The sequence below is a fragment of the Maribacter sp. PR66 genome (assembly GCF_028464205.1).
Taxonomy (GTDB): domain Bacteria; phylum Bacteroidota; class Bacteroidia; order Flavobacteriales; family Flavobacteriaceae; genus Maribacter; species Maribacter flavus.
On the sequence record NZ_JAQPCH010000007.1, the window covers coordinates 83,125 to 100,817 of the forward strand.

A 17,693-nucleotide genomic window follows, 5' to 3' on the forward strand; every position below is an offset into this window, starting at 1 on the left:
TCCCTTTTTCCATATTCCTTATTCTTATTTAAAATGTCCCTTTATAATTCTAGAATTTATACTGTAAAAAAGCGGAAAAATTCCTTCCGGGATCATTGATGGGCACATTGGTGAAACCTGCCTGATTATTGAAGGCGAAATTTAAGTGGTTGTTGTAGGAGGCATCCAACACGTTTAACATCGCCACGCCCAAGGACACATTCGTAACAGGAATTATGCCCAAACGAATATCCAAAACCTCGTAACCGGGAGTACTCCGTTCCCCAAAGGAAGGGGCGATATCATCCTGTCTGGACGTTATGGTATAGTTCACATTGGTCCAAAACCTATCCACCTCATAACCCAACCTGAATCGTGTATTCAAGGGAGGAACCAGTGGCAAGGATTCGTTCAAGTCCTTATTTTTTGCGTACACATAGGCCAATTCTGTCGTAAAATTGAAATGGTCCCAAAAGTCAAAGCCCACCATAGCCTCAAATCCTGTTTTATAGGCTTCGTCCAAATTGCGAAAGACTTTGGGATTGCGAGGTTCGTTGCCCGGCATGAACTTTCGGGTCAAGGTTTCGTCTATGACCGGAACGATGTAATTTTCATACAATGAATAGTAAAATGAAGTGCTATAGCTAAATGTCCCCGAACTTTCTTCAGAAAGTGGTAGCCTACCTTTAAATCCTAGTTCGAACTGGTTGTTCACTTCGGCATCCAAATTAGGATTGCCTATATATTCGAAAGGATCCTGTCCTACCGTAAAATGATTGATGACACGTTCAATCATATTGGCGGAACGCACCCCCCTGCCATAGGCGACCTCCATGATAAATTCCGCCGAAGGCGCATATTTCAATGAGGTCGTAGCGCTTACGTTATGTTCGGTACGCTTCTCCAAATCTGGGTACAAGGCCGCAAAATCGGCCTCCGGGTCCTTGATTTTGGAGCGTACGTTGTCATACCGAACACCGGCTGTCCAAATCGTATTTTGGGTCAGGGAATACTTGCTTTCAGCAAATAGGCCAAGGTCGTTTATGTAGGAATCCTGCCATACCTTATCCACAAATTGCACGGGCGTTGGCAAGGGCCCCATCATGTTCCGTTTTACCAAACGGGTACGGGCACCGTCACGGGCAATATGCAAGAGGTCCAAACCTGTATAGAGTGAAAGCTTTGCATTGGGAACCAGCTTGAACTCCAGTTTTCCACCAGATGTGGTCGCATCTATTTCAGAAATGGCTTCGGTCATCATGAAAGAAGGCCTTTTGGTATTTGACATGATATGGTCCACATAGCTGTAGTAGGCCTTTGCAGTTACCTCTTTGAGCGATCCGCTACGTCCCGTCAATTTATAATCCAGGGAAAACATACTACTATTATCCTCGTCCGTATCCATGGGCAGACCTGCATGCAAAACATCCCTACCATAGGATTGTCTCCAATTGGCCTGCAACCTTTGGTCCTCGCTAAAATTATATCCGGCCCTTACCCCATATTCCAGACTCCTGAAGGAGGAGGGAATTTCCGTGCCATCGCCGTCCTGATAATTACCAAAATCCTTATACCCTATGGTTCCGCCAATATCATATTTTGAAGTAGCCTGTTGAATTTGGGCCGATGAAACCATAGAGCCCCCGTTGCTCTCATAACCTGCGTTTATTTGTCCGCTAAGACCATACATGGCCGATGGTTTTTGGGTCACCATGTTCACCACACCTCCAAAAGTAGCTCCATAGCGCACGGTGTAAGGACCCTTGATGATTTCTATCTTTTCTATTTCCTCAGGATTTACGTGGGTCGTTATGGGGTCCATTCTATTGGGACAGGCATGCATAACCTTTGTTCCCCCATCGAACTGAACGTTCAGCTGTTCATATTGCGCAGCCCTAAAACTGGGATCGATGGCATAGTTGCCACGTTTTATCAAGGAGAACCCATTGACATCCGAAAAAAGGTCGGCCACATTCCGTGGTTGGACAATTTTCCTCACATAGTCATTCGTTTGCATGGTAAGGACGGGGTCGTTCTGAAGCTGCCCCGTAACCAGGACACCCTGAATCTGGATGGGTGCCTCTTTTAGGGCAATCCGCATAATCTCGTTGGAGGGCCTTACCTCAATTTCCTTGGTCCCATATCCCATAAATGATATTACAAGGGTCTCTCCCTCTGGGTCCACCTGAATTCTGAACGTGCCGTAAGCATCCGTGTACGTGGAGCTGCCGCCCTTTATTTGTATATGGGCACCCGATAGCGTTTCGTTGTTGTTTTCAGATACTACCTGGCCTTTAAAATTTTGTGCATTGAGTAGGTTTGCCAGTAGCAACGCCGCTAGCAACCCAAAAAACTTTAGATTCATTTTTAAGCTTTAATAATTATACATAGAAGAGGTACCATGAGTCTTGGAAACTCCGGTAAGCGGAAATGGAAAAAACCTATTTCCAGGGAGGTATAACTATATGCTGGATGTACCTGAACCGGTATAAATTGATGTGACGAAACTTGTTCCTTCTTACAATTGGAAAAGTTTCAAAGCGCACGGACGATACGTTTTCCAAAAAGAGTATCGTTTCCGTTTTCAACCAATCCAAATTGATGGGTTCCCTTTCCTCCTGCTTCTTCTGTGCCAACATTTTGGAAAGGGCGCATTTACCATCGCATTGCAACTCCGGTCTTTCCTTGTTTTCGCAATAACGTTCTATAAAGTCTTCCGTAAAAAGCGCATAATATCCCAATGTGCCCGCAATTTTTAGGCTACTGGCAACGGTAATGGCCAAAAACAGGCAAGTTATACCCAAGGATTTTAGTTGCATCCGGCAAAAGTAAATCGACAAATAGTTTTACAAAGTGACTTTTGTCACAAAAGGGAAGAAAAATAAAAATGGATAAAAAAAGGAAAAAAGTTCAAAAAATGTTAAAAAGACAGCTATGTAACCCAGGTTACTTCGGAATGAAAATCGATAATATAAATTTATCAAAAATTAAATTAACAATAATAAATATCTATTATGAGTACTGAAAATGTCAATTCTGAAAATGTGAATCCCATGCCAAGAATTGGGGACCAAGCACCCGATTTTACAGCTATAACAACAAAAGGTAAAATCAAATTTTCTGATTTCGCCAAAGACAAATGGGTGGTGATGTTCTCCCATCCAGCGGATTTTACACCCGTTTGTACTACTGAAATGAGCGGTTTTGCCACTAGAAAGGGAGAATTCGATGCCCTTGATACAGAACTCTTGGGTTTAAGTATCGATAGCATTCACGCGCACTTGGGCTGGGTGCAAAATGTACGGGTAAACACAGGTGTCTATTTTGATTTTCCGATTATTGCCGACTTGGATATGAAAGTGTCCAAACTGTATGGAATGCTCCAACCCAATGAAAGTGAAACCGCAGCCGTACGTGCCGTATTCTTTATTGACCCAAGTAAAAAAATACGGTTAATAATGTATTACCCCTTAAATGTTGGTAGGAATATGGACGAAATCCTTAGGGCCTTGGAAGCACTACAGACTTCTGATAAGCATAAAGTGGCCATGCCCTTGGATTGGAAAAAAGGTGATAAGGTCATCGTTGGACCTCCAAAAACCTTGGATGAGCTGAATGAACGCATTAATGACGATTCCTTGGAAAAAGTGGATTGGTATTTAGCCAAAAAAAGCATTTAATCCTCATTACCATCGGTCGATTTAAGAGAGCCTGTTTAAATTGGCCGATTTTTTTTGGGCTTCATTTTGAGAAAGAACTAAATGTTAAATTTTCCAATTTGTAACCCATATTACAGAACAAAATATATCTCAATTGTAATTTTATATCAAAGCTATCATCATGGATGTAGAGATTCTCGCCAGAATTCAATTCGCTTTCACAGTAGCCTTTCATTACATCTATCCACCCTTGAGCATAGGAATAGGCTTGATAATGGTGGTTTTGGAAGGACTGTACCTAAAAACGGGCAACAAACAATATGAGGTCCTAACTAGGTTTTGGTTGAAAATATTTGCCATCACCTTTGGTATTGGCGTGGCCACAGGTATCATTATGGAGTTTGAATTCGGTACCAATTGGTCCGTGTACTCCAAATATGTAGGTGATATTTTTGGAAGCGCGCTGGCCGCCGAAGGGCTCTTTGCCTTTGGTCTGGAAAGTACCTTTTTGGGTATCTTGATTTTCGGCTGGAACCGCGTTTCGCCAAAAGTGCACTTCATTTCCACGATCGGTGTTTTTTTGGGTTCCATGTTTTCCGCCATTTGGATCGTGGTGGCCAATAGTTGGCAACAGACCCCTGCCGGATATCATATTGTGGGCGAAGGTCTGAACGCACGGGCCGAGGTAACGGATTTTTGGGCCATGGTTTTCAATCCGTCGAGTATGGATAGAATAATCCATGTTTGGCAGGGTGCCTTTTTGGCCGGTGCTTTTATGGTCTTGAGCGTACATGCCTATTACCTTTTAAAGGGAAGGTATATAGAGATTTCCAAAAAGGCATTCAAGATTTCCTTGGCGATAGCAACGATCGTATCATTGATGCAATTGGTCTCCGGTCATAGTTCTGCGGATGGCGTCGCCAAAAACCAGCCCGCTAAATTGGCCGCAATGGAAGGTCACTATAATGCATCCGAAGCAGCGGATCTCTATCTATTTGGTTGGGTGGACAACGAATCCCAAAAAGTTACCGGTATGGGAATCCCTGGTGGATTGTCCTATTTGGTACATCAGGATTTTGAGGCGCCTATAAAGGGTTTGAATGCTTTTCCCAAGGATGAAATACCTACACAGGTCAATGCGGTATTTCAGTTTTACCATATTATGGTCTCCATTGGAATGTTTTTGATCTTGTTGACCCTTTATGCAAGCTTTTTGTGGTGGCGGGGTACTTTGTTCGAGAAAAAATGGTTGCTGCGCATTTTTATGTTTTCGGTATTGCTACCGCAGATAGCCAATCAGGTGGGCTGGTTTGCCGCGGAAATGGGAAGGCAACCTTGGGTGGTCTATGGCCACTTAAAAACCAGTGAGGCCTTTTCACAGGAAGTATCGGCAAATCAAATTCTTTTCTCGCTGATTTTATTTCTAGTCGTTTATGCCATCCTATTTTTATTGTTTTTGTACTCCTTGAACAAGAAAATAAAACACGGGCCCTATGAAGAGGCCAAAAACCCAGATGAATTTTTGAAATACACATAAACCCGACATGATGGAAACATTTCTAGGAATTGATTACCCCACTTTATGGTACTTGGTCGTTGGGCTTTTGTTTTCCGGCTATGCGATTTTGGAAGGCTTTGATTACGGTGCAGGTGCTTGGCATCTCTTTTTTAGAAAGGACTTGAGCAGGCGCATCGCCATAAACGCCATTGGTCCGCTGTGGGACGCAAACCAAGTCTGGTTGATTATAGGTGGAGGTGCCCTCTTCGCGGGCTTTCCTGTCATGTATGCAACCATGCTTTCGGCCATGTATATACCCTTCATGTTGTTTTTGATGCTGCTTGTGCTTCGTTCGGCCGCCATAAAATTTAGAAGTTCGGAAGAAATGACCTGGTGGCGAAAAACTTGGGATATCGTCTATTTTGTCTCAAATACGCTTATAGGTTTTCTTTTGGGCGTTGTTCTTGGAAACATTCTACAAGGCTTTGAGCTTCATGCAAATTTTGAATACAGGGGCGGAATCTTTTTTACCTTTTTAAATCCCTATGCGCTAATGACAGGCCTCACTACCTTATCCATTTTTATGACCCAAGGGGCGATTTTCTTGTTGTTAAAGACCGAAGGAAAGCTGCACGACAGGCTGTCCTACCTTCTGAAAAAGGGTATGGTATTCTTTATCATTAGCTTTGCCATTACCTCTTTGTACACCCTAACATTCCTTCATGGAGTAACCGATAAATTCAAGGAACAACCAATCTTTTTCCTTCTCCCCGTTATGGCTTTTTTGGCCGTTGCCAACGTTCCAAGATTGGTCTCCAAAAAAAAGTATTCCCAGGCATTGGTCTTTTCATCGCTGATCATGGCGTTTTTGTTGATGTTGGTGGCATTCCAGCTCTATCCAGTACTCCTACCCTCTACCATAGATCCTGAATACAGTGTAAACATTTACAATGCGGCATCCTCCCAAAAATCATTGGGCATTATGCTGACCATCGTTTTGATCGGAGCGCCACTTTTGGCGGGGTACTTTTTATTTTTATACAAAACCTTCCACGGAAAGGTAAAATTGGACGATACCAGTTATTGAGGTATGAGCAATGGCTGTTTTTTGAGGAGCACCAACTTTGGTGCTCTTTTTTTTGTGTAACATTGGTAACTGTGGGCAAACCGACTTGGTTTTATATTTAATGTAAAATTAAGACCATGTCCAAAATAGTCATATTAGGTGCCGGTATCGCCGGCCACGTTGCGGCGACCCACCTGCGAAGAAAACTGCCCAAAGAACATGAGGTAGTCGTAGTATCGCCCAACAGCAATTACCAATGGATTCCCTCCAATATTTGGGTGGGCATTGGAAGGATGCGATCAAAGGAAATCCTCTTTCCGCTGGAGCCCCTTTATAAGAAAAAAGGCATCGGTTACAAACAGGCAAAGGTCATGACCTTTTTTCCGGAAGGGGATTTGGAAACAGACAAACCTTTTGTAACAATAGAATATGTGGCCGGGGAAAAAAGGGGAAAAACCGAAAAGGTCACCTATGACTACCTAATCAATGCGACCGGGCCTAAACTTGCCTTTGAAATGACGGAGGGATTAAACCCCGGAATCAACAAGGCATATTCCGTGTGCACGTATTCGCACGCAGAACATGCTTGGCATGCACTTGATGATTTGATCAAGCAAATGAAGCAGGGTGTAAAAACGAAGATTCTCATTGGTACGGGCCATGCAAAATCGACCTGTCAAGGTGCCGCGTTTGAGTACATCCTCAATGTGGAACAGGAACTAAGGCGACACAAGGTTAGGGATAAGGCAGAGATAGTCTGGATATCAAACGAACCCAAATTAGGGGACTTTGGCATGGACGGAATGCTCCTAAGCTATGGAAGCAATATCATGAAATCCAGTGAAATGGTAGAAATGGTCTTTGAGGACCGGGGCATCCAATGGATTTTGGGGGCCGGAGTGAACAAAATAGAGGACGGAGTGGCGCATTACGAAAATCTGGAAGGGGAGTTCAAATCAGAAACCTATGACTTTGCTATGCTCATACCGGCCTTTTCCGGACACGGATTCAAAGCGTATGATAAAAATCAAAATGATATTACCGAAAAACTTTTCAATGGTTTTATGATCGTGGATGCCGATTATACACCAAAACCCTATGAGGAATGGAGCGTTCAGGATTGGCCAGAAACCTATCAAAACCCGTCCTACGCCAATATATTTGCTCCGGGCATCGCTTTTGCGCCTCCCCATGCCATTTCAAGACCTAGGGTAAGCAGAAACGGAACCACCATTTCTCCTGCACCACCAAGGACAGGAATGCCATCAGGAATTACCGCCAAGCTGGTAGCGGACAATATTATCGATACCATTAAGGGCAAAAAGGAACTCCACCACAAAGGTTCGCTCGGGAATATGGGAGCGGCCTGTATCGCGTCCGCTGGATACGGTATGACCCAAGGTAGTGGCATAAGCATAACCACTTATCCCATTGTGCCGGACTACAAAAAGTACCCGGATACCCAGGGAAGACAACTTAAAAAAACCTTTGGGGAAATAGGTCTGGCGGGCCATTGGCTAAAACTGGCACTACATTACGCATTTCTTTATAAAGCCAAAATGAGGCCGTTTTGGTGGCTCATTCCGGAATAACTATAAACTTTCAATTCAATCCAATCCTTGATGCAATGACACAACGAATTTCAAAATCCAAGCGCTTTTTCATGATGAACCCCGTTATCCAATTTTTTAAGTTTATTTGGTTGAGCCTAAAAATATTGGTCATCGTTGCGGGCGGCCATGGAGGTACCAGGAACATTTCTTGAAATGACTGAATTATTCGGTCACAATTGGATTCCCTGTTCCTAAATTAAATCAACTTCGGAGCATATACAAGTGATTTTCTTTGGACTGTTTACAATACACGAAAGTTTGGTTTTCCATACAGCATAGCTTTCCTATTGTGGGCCCAGGCAGTGATGTGTAACTATTGTTACATACAAAAACCTGATCAAAGTCATATATTTGTGCCATAATAGTTGCTATGGACTGGATTTATGAACCTTGGCCTTGGTATGTCTCCGGGCCCATGATCGCCTTGGTCATGTTTTTGTTATTGATGGTAGGGAAGAATTTTGGGATGTCTTCCAATTTAAGGACCCTATGTACCATCTGTGGTGCCGGAAAGAAATCGGATTTTTTTAGATTTGATTGGAAGGCACAACGTTGGAACCTGATAGTTGTACTAGGGGCCATTATAGGTGGCTTTATCGGTTCACATTTTATGACCACCGATGCCGCGGTCGCCATCAATCCAGATACGGTAGCTACCCTTAACGAATTAGGTTTTAGTAGTGCCGGAAAGGCCTATTTACCCACAGAACTATTTGATATGAATGCCTTGACCGATATAAAAAGTATTCTACTATTAACAGTTGGTGGTATTTTGGTCGGATTTGGAACACGCTATGCCGGAGGTTGTACTTCTGGCCATGCTATCTCCGGCCTTAGCAATCTACAATTGCCTTCCTTAATAGCGGTTGTCGGTTTTTTTATTGGAGGTTTGGTTATGATACATCTTATTTTCCCCTTACTTTTTTAAACTATGAGAACACTAGCGTATTTGTTTATCGGAATCATATTCGGAATCACCATGTTCAAATCTGAAGCGGCCTCCTGGTTCAGGATCTATGAAATGTTCAAATTTGAATCCTTCCATATGTACGGGATTATCGGTTCTACGGTAATCATTGGGATTATTCTGGTACAATTGATTAAGAGAGTTCCCATTAAATCTTTTTATGGGGAGACGATTCAACTACCGCCCAAGGCCAAAAGTTTTAGCCGATATATGATTGGGGGTATCCTTTTTGGATTGGGCTGGGCCTTGGCCGGTGCTTGTCCAGGACCCATGTTTACTTTGGTAGGAGTAGGTTATGTTCCCATCATTGTGGTAATCATCGCATCTATTTTCGGGACATTTTTGTACGGATTGATGAAGGATAGACTACCGCACTAAAGGTAGGTCATAAAACTACTCGTTTTTTCAATACTGCAAAACAGGAAAAACGTACAACCTATTAATTTTACGGTTGATTTGGTATGACTTTTATCATGCCCTAATCCAATAGTTTTGAATAGTTTGTAGGAAACCCAAAAAGTAAACCTATGACCATTCTTTACGCCACAGATTGCAATGAGAACTCGGTATCAGCTTTACGATATGCCCAAAAATTATCGCTTCAGCTGAACGCTCAATTGGTTCTTCTCTATGTGTACGATATTCCACCAGTAGCCGGAAGAACCATTAAAACTGAGGAACAGTTACAGCGTAGCCTCAAAGGAGAAAAATTGGAGCTGTTAACCCGATATTACAGGGAAAACGGGATAAAGGACCAACAAAAACTTTCAATCCACTTTTGGGCCGAATATGGTATTTCGATTGCCGATACCATTTTGGAATACGCCTTAACCTTAAACTGTGAACTTGTACTGGTGGGCATGAAGGACGAACATACCAAGAGAGGGATGTTCTCTGGAAATATTGCCAATAAGCTGCTCAAGAATGTCAATTGCAAATTATTGATCGTACCTAACACCTTTGAATATTCGACCATTACCTCGATTGCCTATGCCACCGATTTTGAGAACGCGGATGTCCGCGCAATTTCTGAATTGAAACAGCTTTTTCCTCACAAAGAAGTTACTGTTAAAATTGTCCATGTGACTACCGATGAAAACACTAAAGAAGGTGAACAAATGGAATGGTTCAAGGAAATCTTGCTTGAAAAAATACCAGGAGAAAGCATATCCTTTCACCTTATTAATGCCCAAACGGTACCCCTTGGGTTAAGGATGTTCATTGGTGATGAAAACTCAAGCATGATTGCATTATTGGAGCGGGAAGAGCAATCAGTTTTCAAAAGACTGTTCCATAAAGATTTGATTAAATCCATGGAATCGCAGATAAAAATTCCTATTCTTTCCATTAATCCTAAATCATTGAATTAATCAATTCAAACTGTAGTATATCTGTACTATAACCTACTATACTGCAATTGATAGTAAGTATTAGGACAATATATTATTATTAGTACTCCTAAAACAAATCTGAATTCATGTATACTTTATGGTCTAGACAAAAGTTCAACGAAAGATCTACAATGCATTATTTTTTAAATTCATTGCTGTAGGCTTAAGAATTCTAATAAAGTTGGCTTCAACAAAAATGGAATTCTTCGGGAATAGTTTCTAAGTGGGCGTTAATCAAACTACTGATGGTTTAACTTTTCAATTAATCCTCGAAGGCGGATGGTGATTTTCTATAGATGAAAGGTTTTTTTTGATAGACCTATGACTACAAGAAACTACCACAATATATTTACTTTTATATTGTTATATTTTCCTACACCTTTAAAATGAAACAAAGGTCGAATATACTACTAATTCTGGCACTCTTTATTGGGGTGGGCTTTCACGGTTCTAGTATTTTCTTCACACTGGAATCAACCTATGATGCATTGATCCATTTGTTCTTTGCAGACCATTACGCCCAAAGCTGGTTTGAACCTTGGGATTACAGGTGGTATACCGGATTTACGGTACAGTCCTATCCTCCTCTGGTACATCAGACCATAGGCATTTTATCCTATTTAGGCGGTCTTAAATTTGGTATGTTTACTGTGGCCTTGATAGGAATAGTTCTCTTTATTACGGGTGCATACCGGTTTGGACTATTAATTACAGGTGATAGGAAAATCGCAGGGTACACCTCGCTCTTGGCTGTATTCTCATCAACCTTCATTGAAACCTTGCATATTTTTGGGCAATTACCCAGTATTTTGGCCCTATCTATATTACTGCATGCCTTACCGGAAATATATTTATGGATAAAATCTGGAAAACTAAGGTACTTGGCCACTAGTTTATCGCTAATTGCCGTAACGGTAACCTCTCATCACGTGACGCCCATTTTTGGAATGGTATTCTTCATATTTCCACTGATTGGTATGGTGGTTATGGATGCCACTAAAGATCAAGTACAGCATAATAGGGCTATCACTTTCAAGGTTTTCTGGTTTCAATTTAAAAAGCTTTTTTGGCGAATCGTAATTTTTGGATTTGGATCTCTTATTTTATTTGTTTTCTGTATTCTACCCTATTGGTTGAATTCAAAGAAAAACCCCATTACTCAAGTCCCCATACCCCATGGATCCAGGGACAATTTTCTAGAGGTTACATCATCGGGTCTGGTTTTCTTTCTTATTCCTTGGGGCATATTGTTGTTTTTACTTCCCTATATATTTTATAGGTTTTATAGTAAACGTTACCTTTTCTTTGGCTTGTCCTTTACCATCCTTACAATCTTGGGTACGGGTGGTACTACACCAATACCACGGCTGGCTTTAGGTGAAACCGCATTTAATATTCTAACCTTGGATAGGTTCACGCTTTGGGCAACCATTATGGCGCTTCCCATTTTTGGTGAATTTGTTTTTCGGTTGGTAGAAGGGGATTTAAGGGTATACATCCAAGACCGTTTTGGGTCCATCTACCACAAAATTGTTGGTGGGTCGATTGCTGGAGGTATTTTGCTCATGGTCGTCTTTACAATGAGCCTAGATTATTTTAGGCCATCCCAACCACAAAAAATTAACATGCTACCCATCGTAAATTTTTTAGGGCAGGACCAACATGATCAGTGGCGTTACCTACCTCTTGGCTTTGGAGATCAGATGGCTTGGCTATCTGCCCAAACCAATGCCATGACCGTTGATGGTAATTATCATTCGGCCAGAAGACTACCTGAACTTACAACAAGGGCCATTGAACGTTTGGAAAATTCTAAATTTAGGGGTGTTGAAGGTATTGGGTCGTTACAACAATTTTTAACCGTTCCTGAAAAATATAATTTGAAATATATCTTCTCAAATGACAAATTCTATGACCCAATTTTATATTTCTGTGGATGGCAACGCTTGCAACAATTAGAAAACGGTATTATGGTCTGGGAAAAGCTAAATGTTCCACCCATACCAGCTAATATATCAAAAGAGGACGTTTCCAATTGGTTAAAAATAATTTGGGGCATTATTCCTTTATTAACCGTTATTGTTGCGTTTATTATAAATATCCAATGGGTCTGGCTACGTGCTTTGAAGTCAAAAAAATTACCTGAAGGTTTGTTTTTGAAGTATGCCGTATCCTATGATAAATTTTCACCCAAAATTGTGTTTACAAGCCATATTTGGGCATTTTTCTTACTAATTGTATTTGTTTATGGTGGATATCAAGCTTATTTGAACCACGCAGAACAAATTGCCCCCAAAAATGTCTTAATGGCCTATTTTGACGCACTGGATTTCAAAGAATTTACAAGGGCCCATTCCTATATTGACCCAAATGACCAGGTAAGCCTTTCCCAATATATGTTGGAAGTATCCGTAACTGACGGTATTTTAAGCTCGTATGCCAAATTGGATTCAATTGGCGTAGATATTATTGAAGAATCTGATAATTATGCAAAGGCCAATGTTCATACCCAATGGATTACCCCTTTGGAAAAAATAAAGAAGGATTATGAACACGACCTAATAAAGGTAAATGGTAAATGGTTCATACATGCCAAAGGTTTTGATAATGATTTACCTCCAGATCAATTCCTATCATCCAATGGCACAAGTTATTTTAATCATGGCAGAAGGCGCATTACAACGCAACAAACAAATCATGAAGATGTATTGAAGCAACCGGTACTCGAGATATTAAAGGCAAAGCTGGTAAAATTCGACAACGGATACAGTATCATTGGAGAACTACAAAACGTTGACGATATTCCATCGGATGTGGTTCTTAAAGCCACGCTCTATAATGATGAAAACCAAGAACTGGCAAACTATAATGCAAAATATCAAATGAAGCATAAGTTAATGCCAAAGGAAATAACGAGTTTTAGGGTAGATTTTGAAGGTATAGCCTGGTCCTCCACCAAAGATACCATCCCCCCTACTTTTGACCCCGATGAATTTACACCGGTTTCGCTCTCAGAGCAACCTACAAAATTCAACTTACAGTGCGCCGGTAATTCCGCTACAACAGATCTCTACAAAAGCGTGGCCCTTCAAGAACTCCACATAGAAGAAAATTCAATTAGGGGTACCTTGTTCAATTTTGGCATCCAAGAAGTGACCATACCGCAGTTATTGCTTTCCTACTACAATTCTGATAAGGAATTGATATGGGTAGACCATCGTTTTTTAAAGGAAGGGGTCCGCATCCAAAGAAAACAGACTTTCGATTTTTCGTTAAACGACCTAAATGGAATTCAGACCATTAACAACAGTCTTGAAAACTGTTTTGTCAATGGATTACCCAATGCATCTATTTCCAGAAAGATGTTCCCTAACAGGATTCCATCACATCAGGAAAATCTTTTTCAACCTACTCCAGGACGCGGTTTTGATTTTATTAAAGTTGAAGTAAACGGTTACATAGGCAATCCAAGATAGTTTTGAAATTTATTAGGTACATAGCACTAGCAACTATCCTTTTGACAGGATGCAGGGAGAACAAATCACCTGTGGTCAGTAATGAAAATGGGTCGTTCCAACTATTGACACCAGTTACCGAAGTTGTGGCCGGTCACGCTATTACCGTAAAATTTAGGGCAAACGTAGTCGATGATGTGTATTTACTCTTGAACAATGCAACAGGTTCGACACTTGTGCCCCCTAATGTCGAAGGGGATACACTATCGTACACTTTTCCTTCATCATTCAAAAACAAAGCCGGAATTTGCTCATGGAATCTGGTTTACAACGGCTTATCTCACGAGGAGGGGCAATTAAACATACTCCCTAATAATTCGTATCCCGTTTTGGAGACCTATCTGGGCCCAAGAAGCATCTCTGCAGGTAATAGGGATTTCTCTATGTTGGTCATTGCACCCACAGATAGCTATGACAATCCTCTATTGGATAGTACCAGGATAGATTATAGTTTCCAGTTCAAGGAAGCTATTCAAAACGAGTTCGTTTATACCAAAAATCTTATAGGTTGGGAAAGAATATTTAGTCCAAAGGAATCCGGACAGATATTGGTAGCTGCATCCTATGATAATGTAAATAGCAAGGAATTTGTAACAAAGGTCTATCCATCCATTCCAACTGATTTTAGGATTATCTTTGAAAGAAACCATAAGTTTGCCGATGGCAATCAACAGATAGCCTTTATAACGGATATCATTAAAGATGAATTTGGAAATGTAATCACAGATGGGACCATGGTTACATTTAACATTGAAAGTTCAGAAAACATGATACTGCAAACAGTGGGCACCACGCTAAACGGAATCGCAAAAGGCAAAATATTACACCCAAATAAAGAACAGCGATGGAACGTGACCGCCTATGTAATTGGTGCTGCGCAGAGTAATACACTCGTTGTGGATTTTGAAAAAGCCATTAAGAGTTTTGACATCGAAATTTCAAAAGACAGCACTACGGTATTCGTTAAGAACATGAAAAGTTTCATGCAACAATTGGTGCCAGACGGTATCCCCATTACAATGATTATCAGCAAACCTAACGGTGAACTTATAGAAACCAAAACAACCACTACCCGCTTTGGTAAAGGTTCTTTTAGCCTTACCAAAGACTTCTTAATAAAAGGCTCATATGAAATTAGAATTGAAAGTGCCGGCATTACTAAAACTGAAAACTTGGAGATAGAATGAGATTGAACCGTACCATCTACCAAACCTTACTTATTATATCTTTTTTGGCACTTAACGCTTTGATTATCTTTGGAATAAGCGCTGTTTGGTCCTATTTAAATTCGGGTGCCGACCGTTCAAAAATGCTCCACCTTCCTGAAAAGCTTACCGCTTCTTACTTACCAAAGGTTCAATGGAATTTGGAAAACAACGAAGGTCGCCCCATAGAGGAACAAACTTTAAACGAAATTGAAAGGGATTATGTAAAGTCTTGGCAGGTAAAAAGTATTGCTCTGGAAACAAATAATCGTTACGGTATTTCAGATTATTTTACAGACAGTGCCCGTGTAAAATTGTACGATTTAATCGAACTGAACCAATCCCAAAATATAACCATAAAGACAACTTCCATAAAGCATAACCCAAAACTAGAGTTTTACAGTGCAGACGGCAAACTAGCCGTTCTTACCGATCATAATGTGGAGCACTATCAAGAGACCTACCTACAAGATAGACTTCTACATTCCCAAAATTCTACGAACACCTATCAAATTTTACTTTTATTGGAGGATGGTTTTTGGAGAGTTCGTCATATGGTACAAATGGATGCGGGTAAGAAAAAAAATATAGCCAACACCATACAAAATTTGGATGAAAGTTTGCTCTCCAAAGTAAAAGGTGTCAATTACTACCCAAAGGACCATGCCTGGGATATGTTCGGGAGCAATTTCAAGGACAGCATTATTTACAAGGATTTTAAAAAAATTAAGGATTTAGGCCTTAATTCCATCAGGATTTTCGTGCCTTACGAGTCTTTTGGTAAAGCTGAGGTCGATAGCGTTAAATTGGGTCAACTTTCAACAACCTTGGATATTGCCCAAAAATTTAACCTAAAGGTAATTGTAACGCTATTTGACTTTTACGGGGACTATGGGATACAGGACTGGACCCTGACCCATAGGCATGCGGAGCAAATTGTTGAAGCGCTTAAAAACCATGAAGCCTTGCTAGGTTGGGACCTTAAGAATGAGCCGGATTTGGATTTTGAATCACGTGGTAAATCCAATGTACTAGCATGGCTAAGGAACACTTTGGAAGAAATCAAGGAATGGGATTCTGAGCATCCTATCACCATTGGTTGGTCAAATGCAAAGGCGGCCCAAAACCTGTCGGAAGAGGTTGATTATGTATCGTTTCATTATTATCTCGACCCTGATAATTTTACAGAGGCTTATTCGCTACTTAAAACAGCCGTACCGGATAAACCCATTGTTCTACAAGAATATGGATATTCCTCATATAGTGGCTTTTGGAACGCCTACATGGGATCAGAAAGGAAACAGTCCTCCTATTTTAAGAAAATACAAGAGGGCATTGAATCCCAAGGTATTCCAAGCATTTTTTGGACGTTGTATGATTTTGACCTTGTACCCAATTCCGTAGTGGGCCGATTACCCTGGAGAAAATCCAAACAAAAATATTTTGGCTTATTGGATAAAAATGGCAATCCAAAGGAAGTCGTAAAAGTAATAGTGGATAAATAAAAAAGGAGTGACCAACTGTGGTCAATCCTTTCATTTACAACTAATCAAAAATTAAACCGCCACTTTTTCTTCTTTAGTCAAGTCATTCAATTTAAAACCATTGGCCTTGGCCTTCTGAATGGCCTTAAAGTAATCTATGTACATCTGGGTAATTGAAGACATTGGGAGTGAACATGCAGCATTATAATTGGCCCTACCAAGGCTAACCCTGTATTGTTCGTCATATAATATCTTCTCGATGGCATTGGCCAAGGAAGACGGATCGTAGGCATCAAAAAACTCACCTCTATATCCTTCTTCTTGAACTAGGGTACTAAGGTCTCCCAAATCTGGAAGAGCTACGGCATTTCCATAACTGCCTGCTTGGTGTAATACCCCTGAACTACCTGTTGTTGAGGTATACGGGAATACGGTTACCGCGCTATCGCCAAATAGCATGGGTACATCCTCTTCCGCTACATAGCCTGTAAATGTAAGCTGTTCCACATCATTATATTTCTCCTTGATAGCATCCAGATATCCCGGTGTATTTGGACTATCTGTACCCGCAATTACGATCTCAATGTCTATGTTGCTTCGCTTTCTTATTAATTCTACGGCATCGATTAATATTTCGACCTTCTTATAGGTTCCGAACTTACCGAATGCCATAACTTTCTTTGGCCCTAAGGGAAGTTCAAAACTAGGCTCGGGTGGAGTTTCAAAAGATCCGTGTGGGATGAGGGCAACATTACGTACTTTGTATTTCTCCTCCAAAATACCAACATATTTGCTCATGGTTACGGCGAGAATATCCGAAGAAAGGACGAAGCGCATCAAAGTTGTGCCTATAAGATTATAGGCCCATTGTAAGAATCTATTCTTAGTAAACCCGGCATTTTCCAAATCAACTTTCTCCAAAATATTGTGTAGCAGCGAAATTGTTGGTATTCCCCTGGTCTTACAGATAAATGGAAGCATTAACCCCAATGCCGCAGGAATCTTCTTGTCCCCAAATTTTAAAAACTGAAGATTAAAAAGTACCGCATCTGGTTTTGATTGGGAAATAGCCTTATTGATGGTATATATATTTTTGTAACTATTAAATTTCCAACATTCCTTTACTGTTATCTTACAACCTTCCTCCTCAAAATCAATTTCCTTTGGTTGTTGGGTATAATCTGTAATCAAGATAAGCTCTGTCACTTCTTGCTGAAGCCTAAAGTGCTTCACCAAATAATAGCCATATTCGGTCAAGGTTACTTTACTAGGGGGGTACGCGGTTACGATTGCTAGTTTCATAGGGTATCAAATAT

At 40.8% G+C, this 17,693-nt stretch carries 14 protein-coding genes; 11 read left to right on the plus strand and 3 right to left on the minus strand.

The annotated features are described in order from the left end of the window. Window positions 1-49: 49 nt before the first annotated feature. Together PP181_RS12970 and PP181_RS12975 are read right to left on the minus strand one after the other, a co-directional pair. Window positions 50-2,344: a TonB-dependent receptor gene (locus PP181_RS12970; protein ID WP_272637438.1), complete on the minus strand. Its 2,295-nt coding sequence runs from the start codon at window positions 2,342-2,344 to the stop codon at window positions 50-52. A 76-nt stretch (window positions 2,345-2,420) separates the two neighbouring features. After that, entirely contained in the window at window positions 2,421-2,798 is a 378-nt protein-coding gene (locus PP181_RS12975) for a hypothetical protein (RefSeq protein ID WP_154918790.1), read from the minus strand. Between the two features lie 195 nt (window positions 2,799-2,993). Here PP181_RS12975 and PP181_RS12980 point away from each other — a divergent pair, with 195 nt between their 5' ends. The 11 genes from PP181_RS12980 to PP181_RS13030 all read left to right on the plus strand — a co-directional run bounded on the left by PP181_RS12980 (window position 2,994) and on the right by PP181_RS13030 (window position 16,398). Then, the gene (locus tag PP181_RS12980) at window positions 2,994-3,659 is read left to right on the plus strand and encodes a peroxiredoxin (RefSeq protein ID WP_138258549.1); all 666 of its coding nucleotides are present in this window, start codon (window positions 2,994-2,996) and stop codon (window positions 3,657-3,659) included. A gap of 160 nt (window positions 3,660-3,819) precedes the next feature. Then, window positions 3,820-5,175, plus strand: a complete 1,356-nt coding sequence (locus PP181_RS12985) for a cytochrome ubiquinol oxidase subunit I (RefSeq protein ID WP_154918789.1) — start codon at window positions 3,820-3,822, stop codon at window positions 5,173-5,175. A 10-nt stretch (window positions 5,176-5,185) separates the two neighbouring features. After that, window positions 5,186-6,223: a cytochrome d ubiquinol oxidase subunit II gene (gene cydB, locus PP181_RS12990; RefSeq protein ID WP_272637514.1), complete on the plus strand. Its 1,038-nt coding sequence runs from the start codon at window positions 5,186-5,188 to the stop codon at window positions 6,221-6,223. A gap of 116 nt (window positions 6,224-6,339) precedes the next feature. Next, window positions 6,340-7,794, plus strand: coding sequence for an NAD(P)/FAD-dependent oxidoreductase (locus tag PP181_RS12995; RefSeq protein ID WP_272637439.1), 1,455 nt, complete (start codon window positions 6,340-6,342; stop codon window positions 7,792-7,794). A 35-nt stretch (window positions 7,795-7,829) separates the two neighbouring features. After that, the gene (locus PP181_RS13000) at window positions 7,830-7,967 is read left to right on the plus strand and encodes a hypothetical protein (protein WP_161595348.1); all 138 of its coding nucleotides are present in this window, start codon (window positions 7,830-7,832) and stop codon (window positions 7,965-7,967) included. 218 nt (window positions 7,968-8,185) lie between these two features. Beyond that, window positions 8,186-8,743: a YeeE/YedE family protein gene (locus PP181_RS13005; RefSeq protein ID WP_154918786.1), complete on the plus strand. Its 558-nt coding sequence runs from the start codon at window positions 8,186-8,188 to the stop codon at window positions 8,741-8,743. A 3-nt stretch (window positions 8,744-8,746) separates the two neighbouring features. After that, the gene (locus tag PP181_RS13010; RefSeq protein ID WP_138258554.1) at window positions 8,747-9,160 is read left to right on the plus strand and encodes a DUF6691 family protein; all 414 of its coding nucleotides are present in this window, start codon (window positions 8,747-8,749) and stop codon (window positions 9,158-9,160) included. A gap of 149 nt (window positions 9,161-9,309) precedes the next feature. Beyond that, a complete protein-coding gene (locus PP181_RS13015; RefSeq protein WP_138258555.1) occupies window positions 9,310-10,152 on the plus strand; it encodes a universal stress protein in 843 nt (280 codons plus the stop codon). A gap of 407 nt (window positions 10,153-10,559) precedes the next feature. After that, window positions 10,560-13,649: a hypothetical protein gene (locus tag PP181_RS13020; RefSeq protein ID WP_272637440.1), complete on the plus strand. Its 3,090-nt coding sequence runs from the start codon at window positions 10,560-10,562 to the stop codon at window positions 13,647-13,649. 41 nt (window positions 13,650-13,690) lie between these two features. Continuing rightward, on the plus strand, window positions 13,691-14,875 hold the full coding sequence (locus PP181_RS13025) for a hypothetical protein (protein ID WP_272637441.1): 1,185 nt from the start codon (window positions 13,691-13,693) through the stop codon (window positions 14,873-14,875). Continuing rightward, window positions 14,872-16,398, plus strand: a complete 1,527-nt coding sequence (locus tag PP181_RS13030; protein WP_272637442.1) for a glycoside hydrolase family 2 TIM barrel-domain containing protein — start codon at window positions 14,872-14,874, stop codon at window positions 16,396-16,398. Before PP181_RS13025 ends, PP181_RS13030 begins: the two co-directional genes overlap by 4 nt. Before the next feature lie 51 nt (window positions 16,399-16,449). Here the strand turns inward: PP181_RS13030 and PP181_RS13035 are convergent, their stop codons facing one another. Then, entirely contained in the window at window positions 16,450-17,679 is a 1,230-nt protein-coding gene (locus PP181_RS13035) for a glycosyltransferase (protein WP_272637443.1), read from the minus strand. Between the last annotated feature and the right edge of the window lie 14 nt (window positions 17,680-17,693).

Bases quoted from the DNA above. Each gene is read 5' to 3' on its own strand.
- PP181_RS12970 (WP_272637438.1), bottom strand. From the start codon at position 2,344: ATGAATCTAAAGTTTTTTGGGTTGCTAGCGGCGTTGCTACTGGCAAAC.
- PP181_RS12975 (WP_154918790.1), bottom strand. From the start codon at position 2,798: ATGCAACTAAAATCCTTGGGTATAACTTGCCTGTTTTTGGCCATTACC.
- PP181_RS12980 (WP_138258549.1), top strand. From the start codon at position 2,994: ATGAGTACTGAAAATGTCAATTCTGAAAATGTGAATCCCATGCCAAGA.
- PP181_RS12985 (WP_154918789.1), top strand. From the start codon at position 3,820: ATGGATGTAGAGATTCTCGCCAGAATTCAATTCGCTTTCACAGTAGCC.
- cydB (WP_272637514.1), top strand. From the start codon at position 5,186: ATGGAAACATTTCTAGGAATTGATTACCCCACTTTATGGTACTTGGTC.
- PP181_RS12995 (WP_272637439.1), top strand. From the start codon at position 6,340: ATGTCCAAAATAGTCATATTAGGTGCCGGTATCGCCGGCCACGTTGCG.
- PP181_RS13000 (WP_161595348.1), top strand. From the start codon at position 7,830: ATGACACAACGAATTTCAAAATCCAAGCGCTTTTTCATGATGAACCCC.
- PP181_RS13005 (WP_154918786.1), top strand. From the start codon at position 8,186: ATGGACTGGATTTATGAACCTTGGCCTTGGTATGTCTCCGGGCCCATG.
- PP181_RS13010 (WP_138258554.1), top strand. From the start codon at position 8,747: ATGAGAACACTAGCGTATTTGTTTATCGGAATCATATTCGGAATCACC.
- PP181_RS13015 (WP_138258555.1), top strand. From the start codon at position 9,310: ATGACCATTCTTTACGCCACAGATTGCAATGAGAACTCGGTATCAGCT.
- PP181_RS13020 (WP_272637440.1), top strand. From the start codon at position 10,560: ATGAAACAAAGGTCGAATATACTACTAATTCTGGCACTCTTTATTGGG.
- PP181_RS13030 (WP_272637442.1), top strand. From the start codon at position 14,872: ATGAGATTGAACCGTACCATCTACCAAACCTTACTTATTATATCTTTT.
- PP181_RS13035 (WP_272637443.1), bottom strand. From the start codon at position 17,679: ATGAAACTAGCAATCGTAACCGCGTACCCCCCTAGTAAAGTAACCTTG.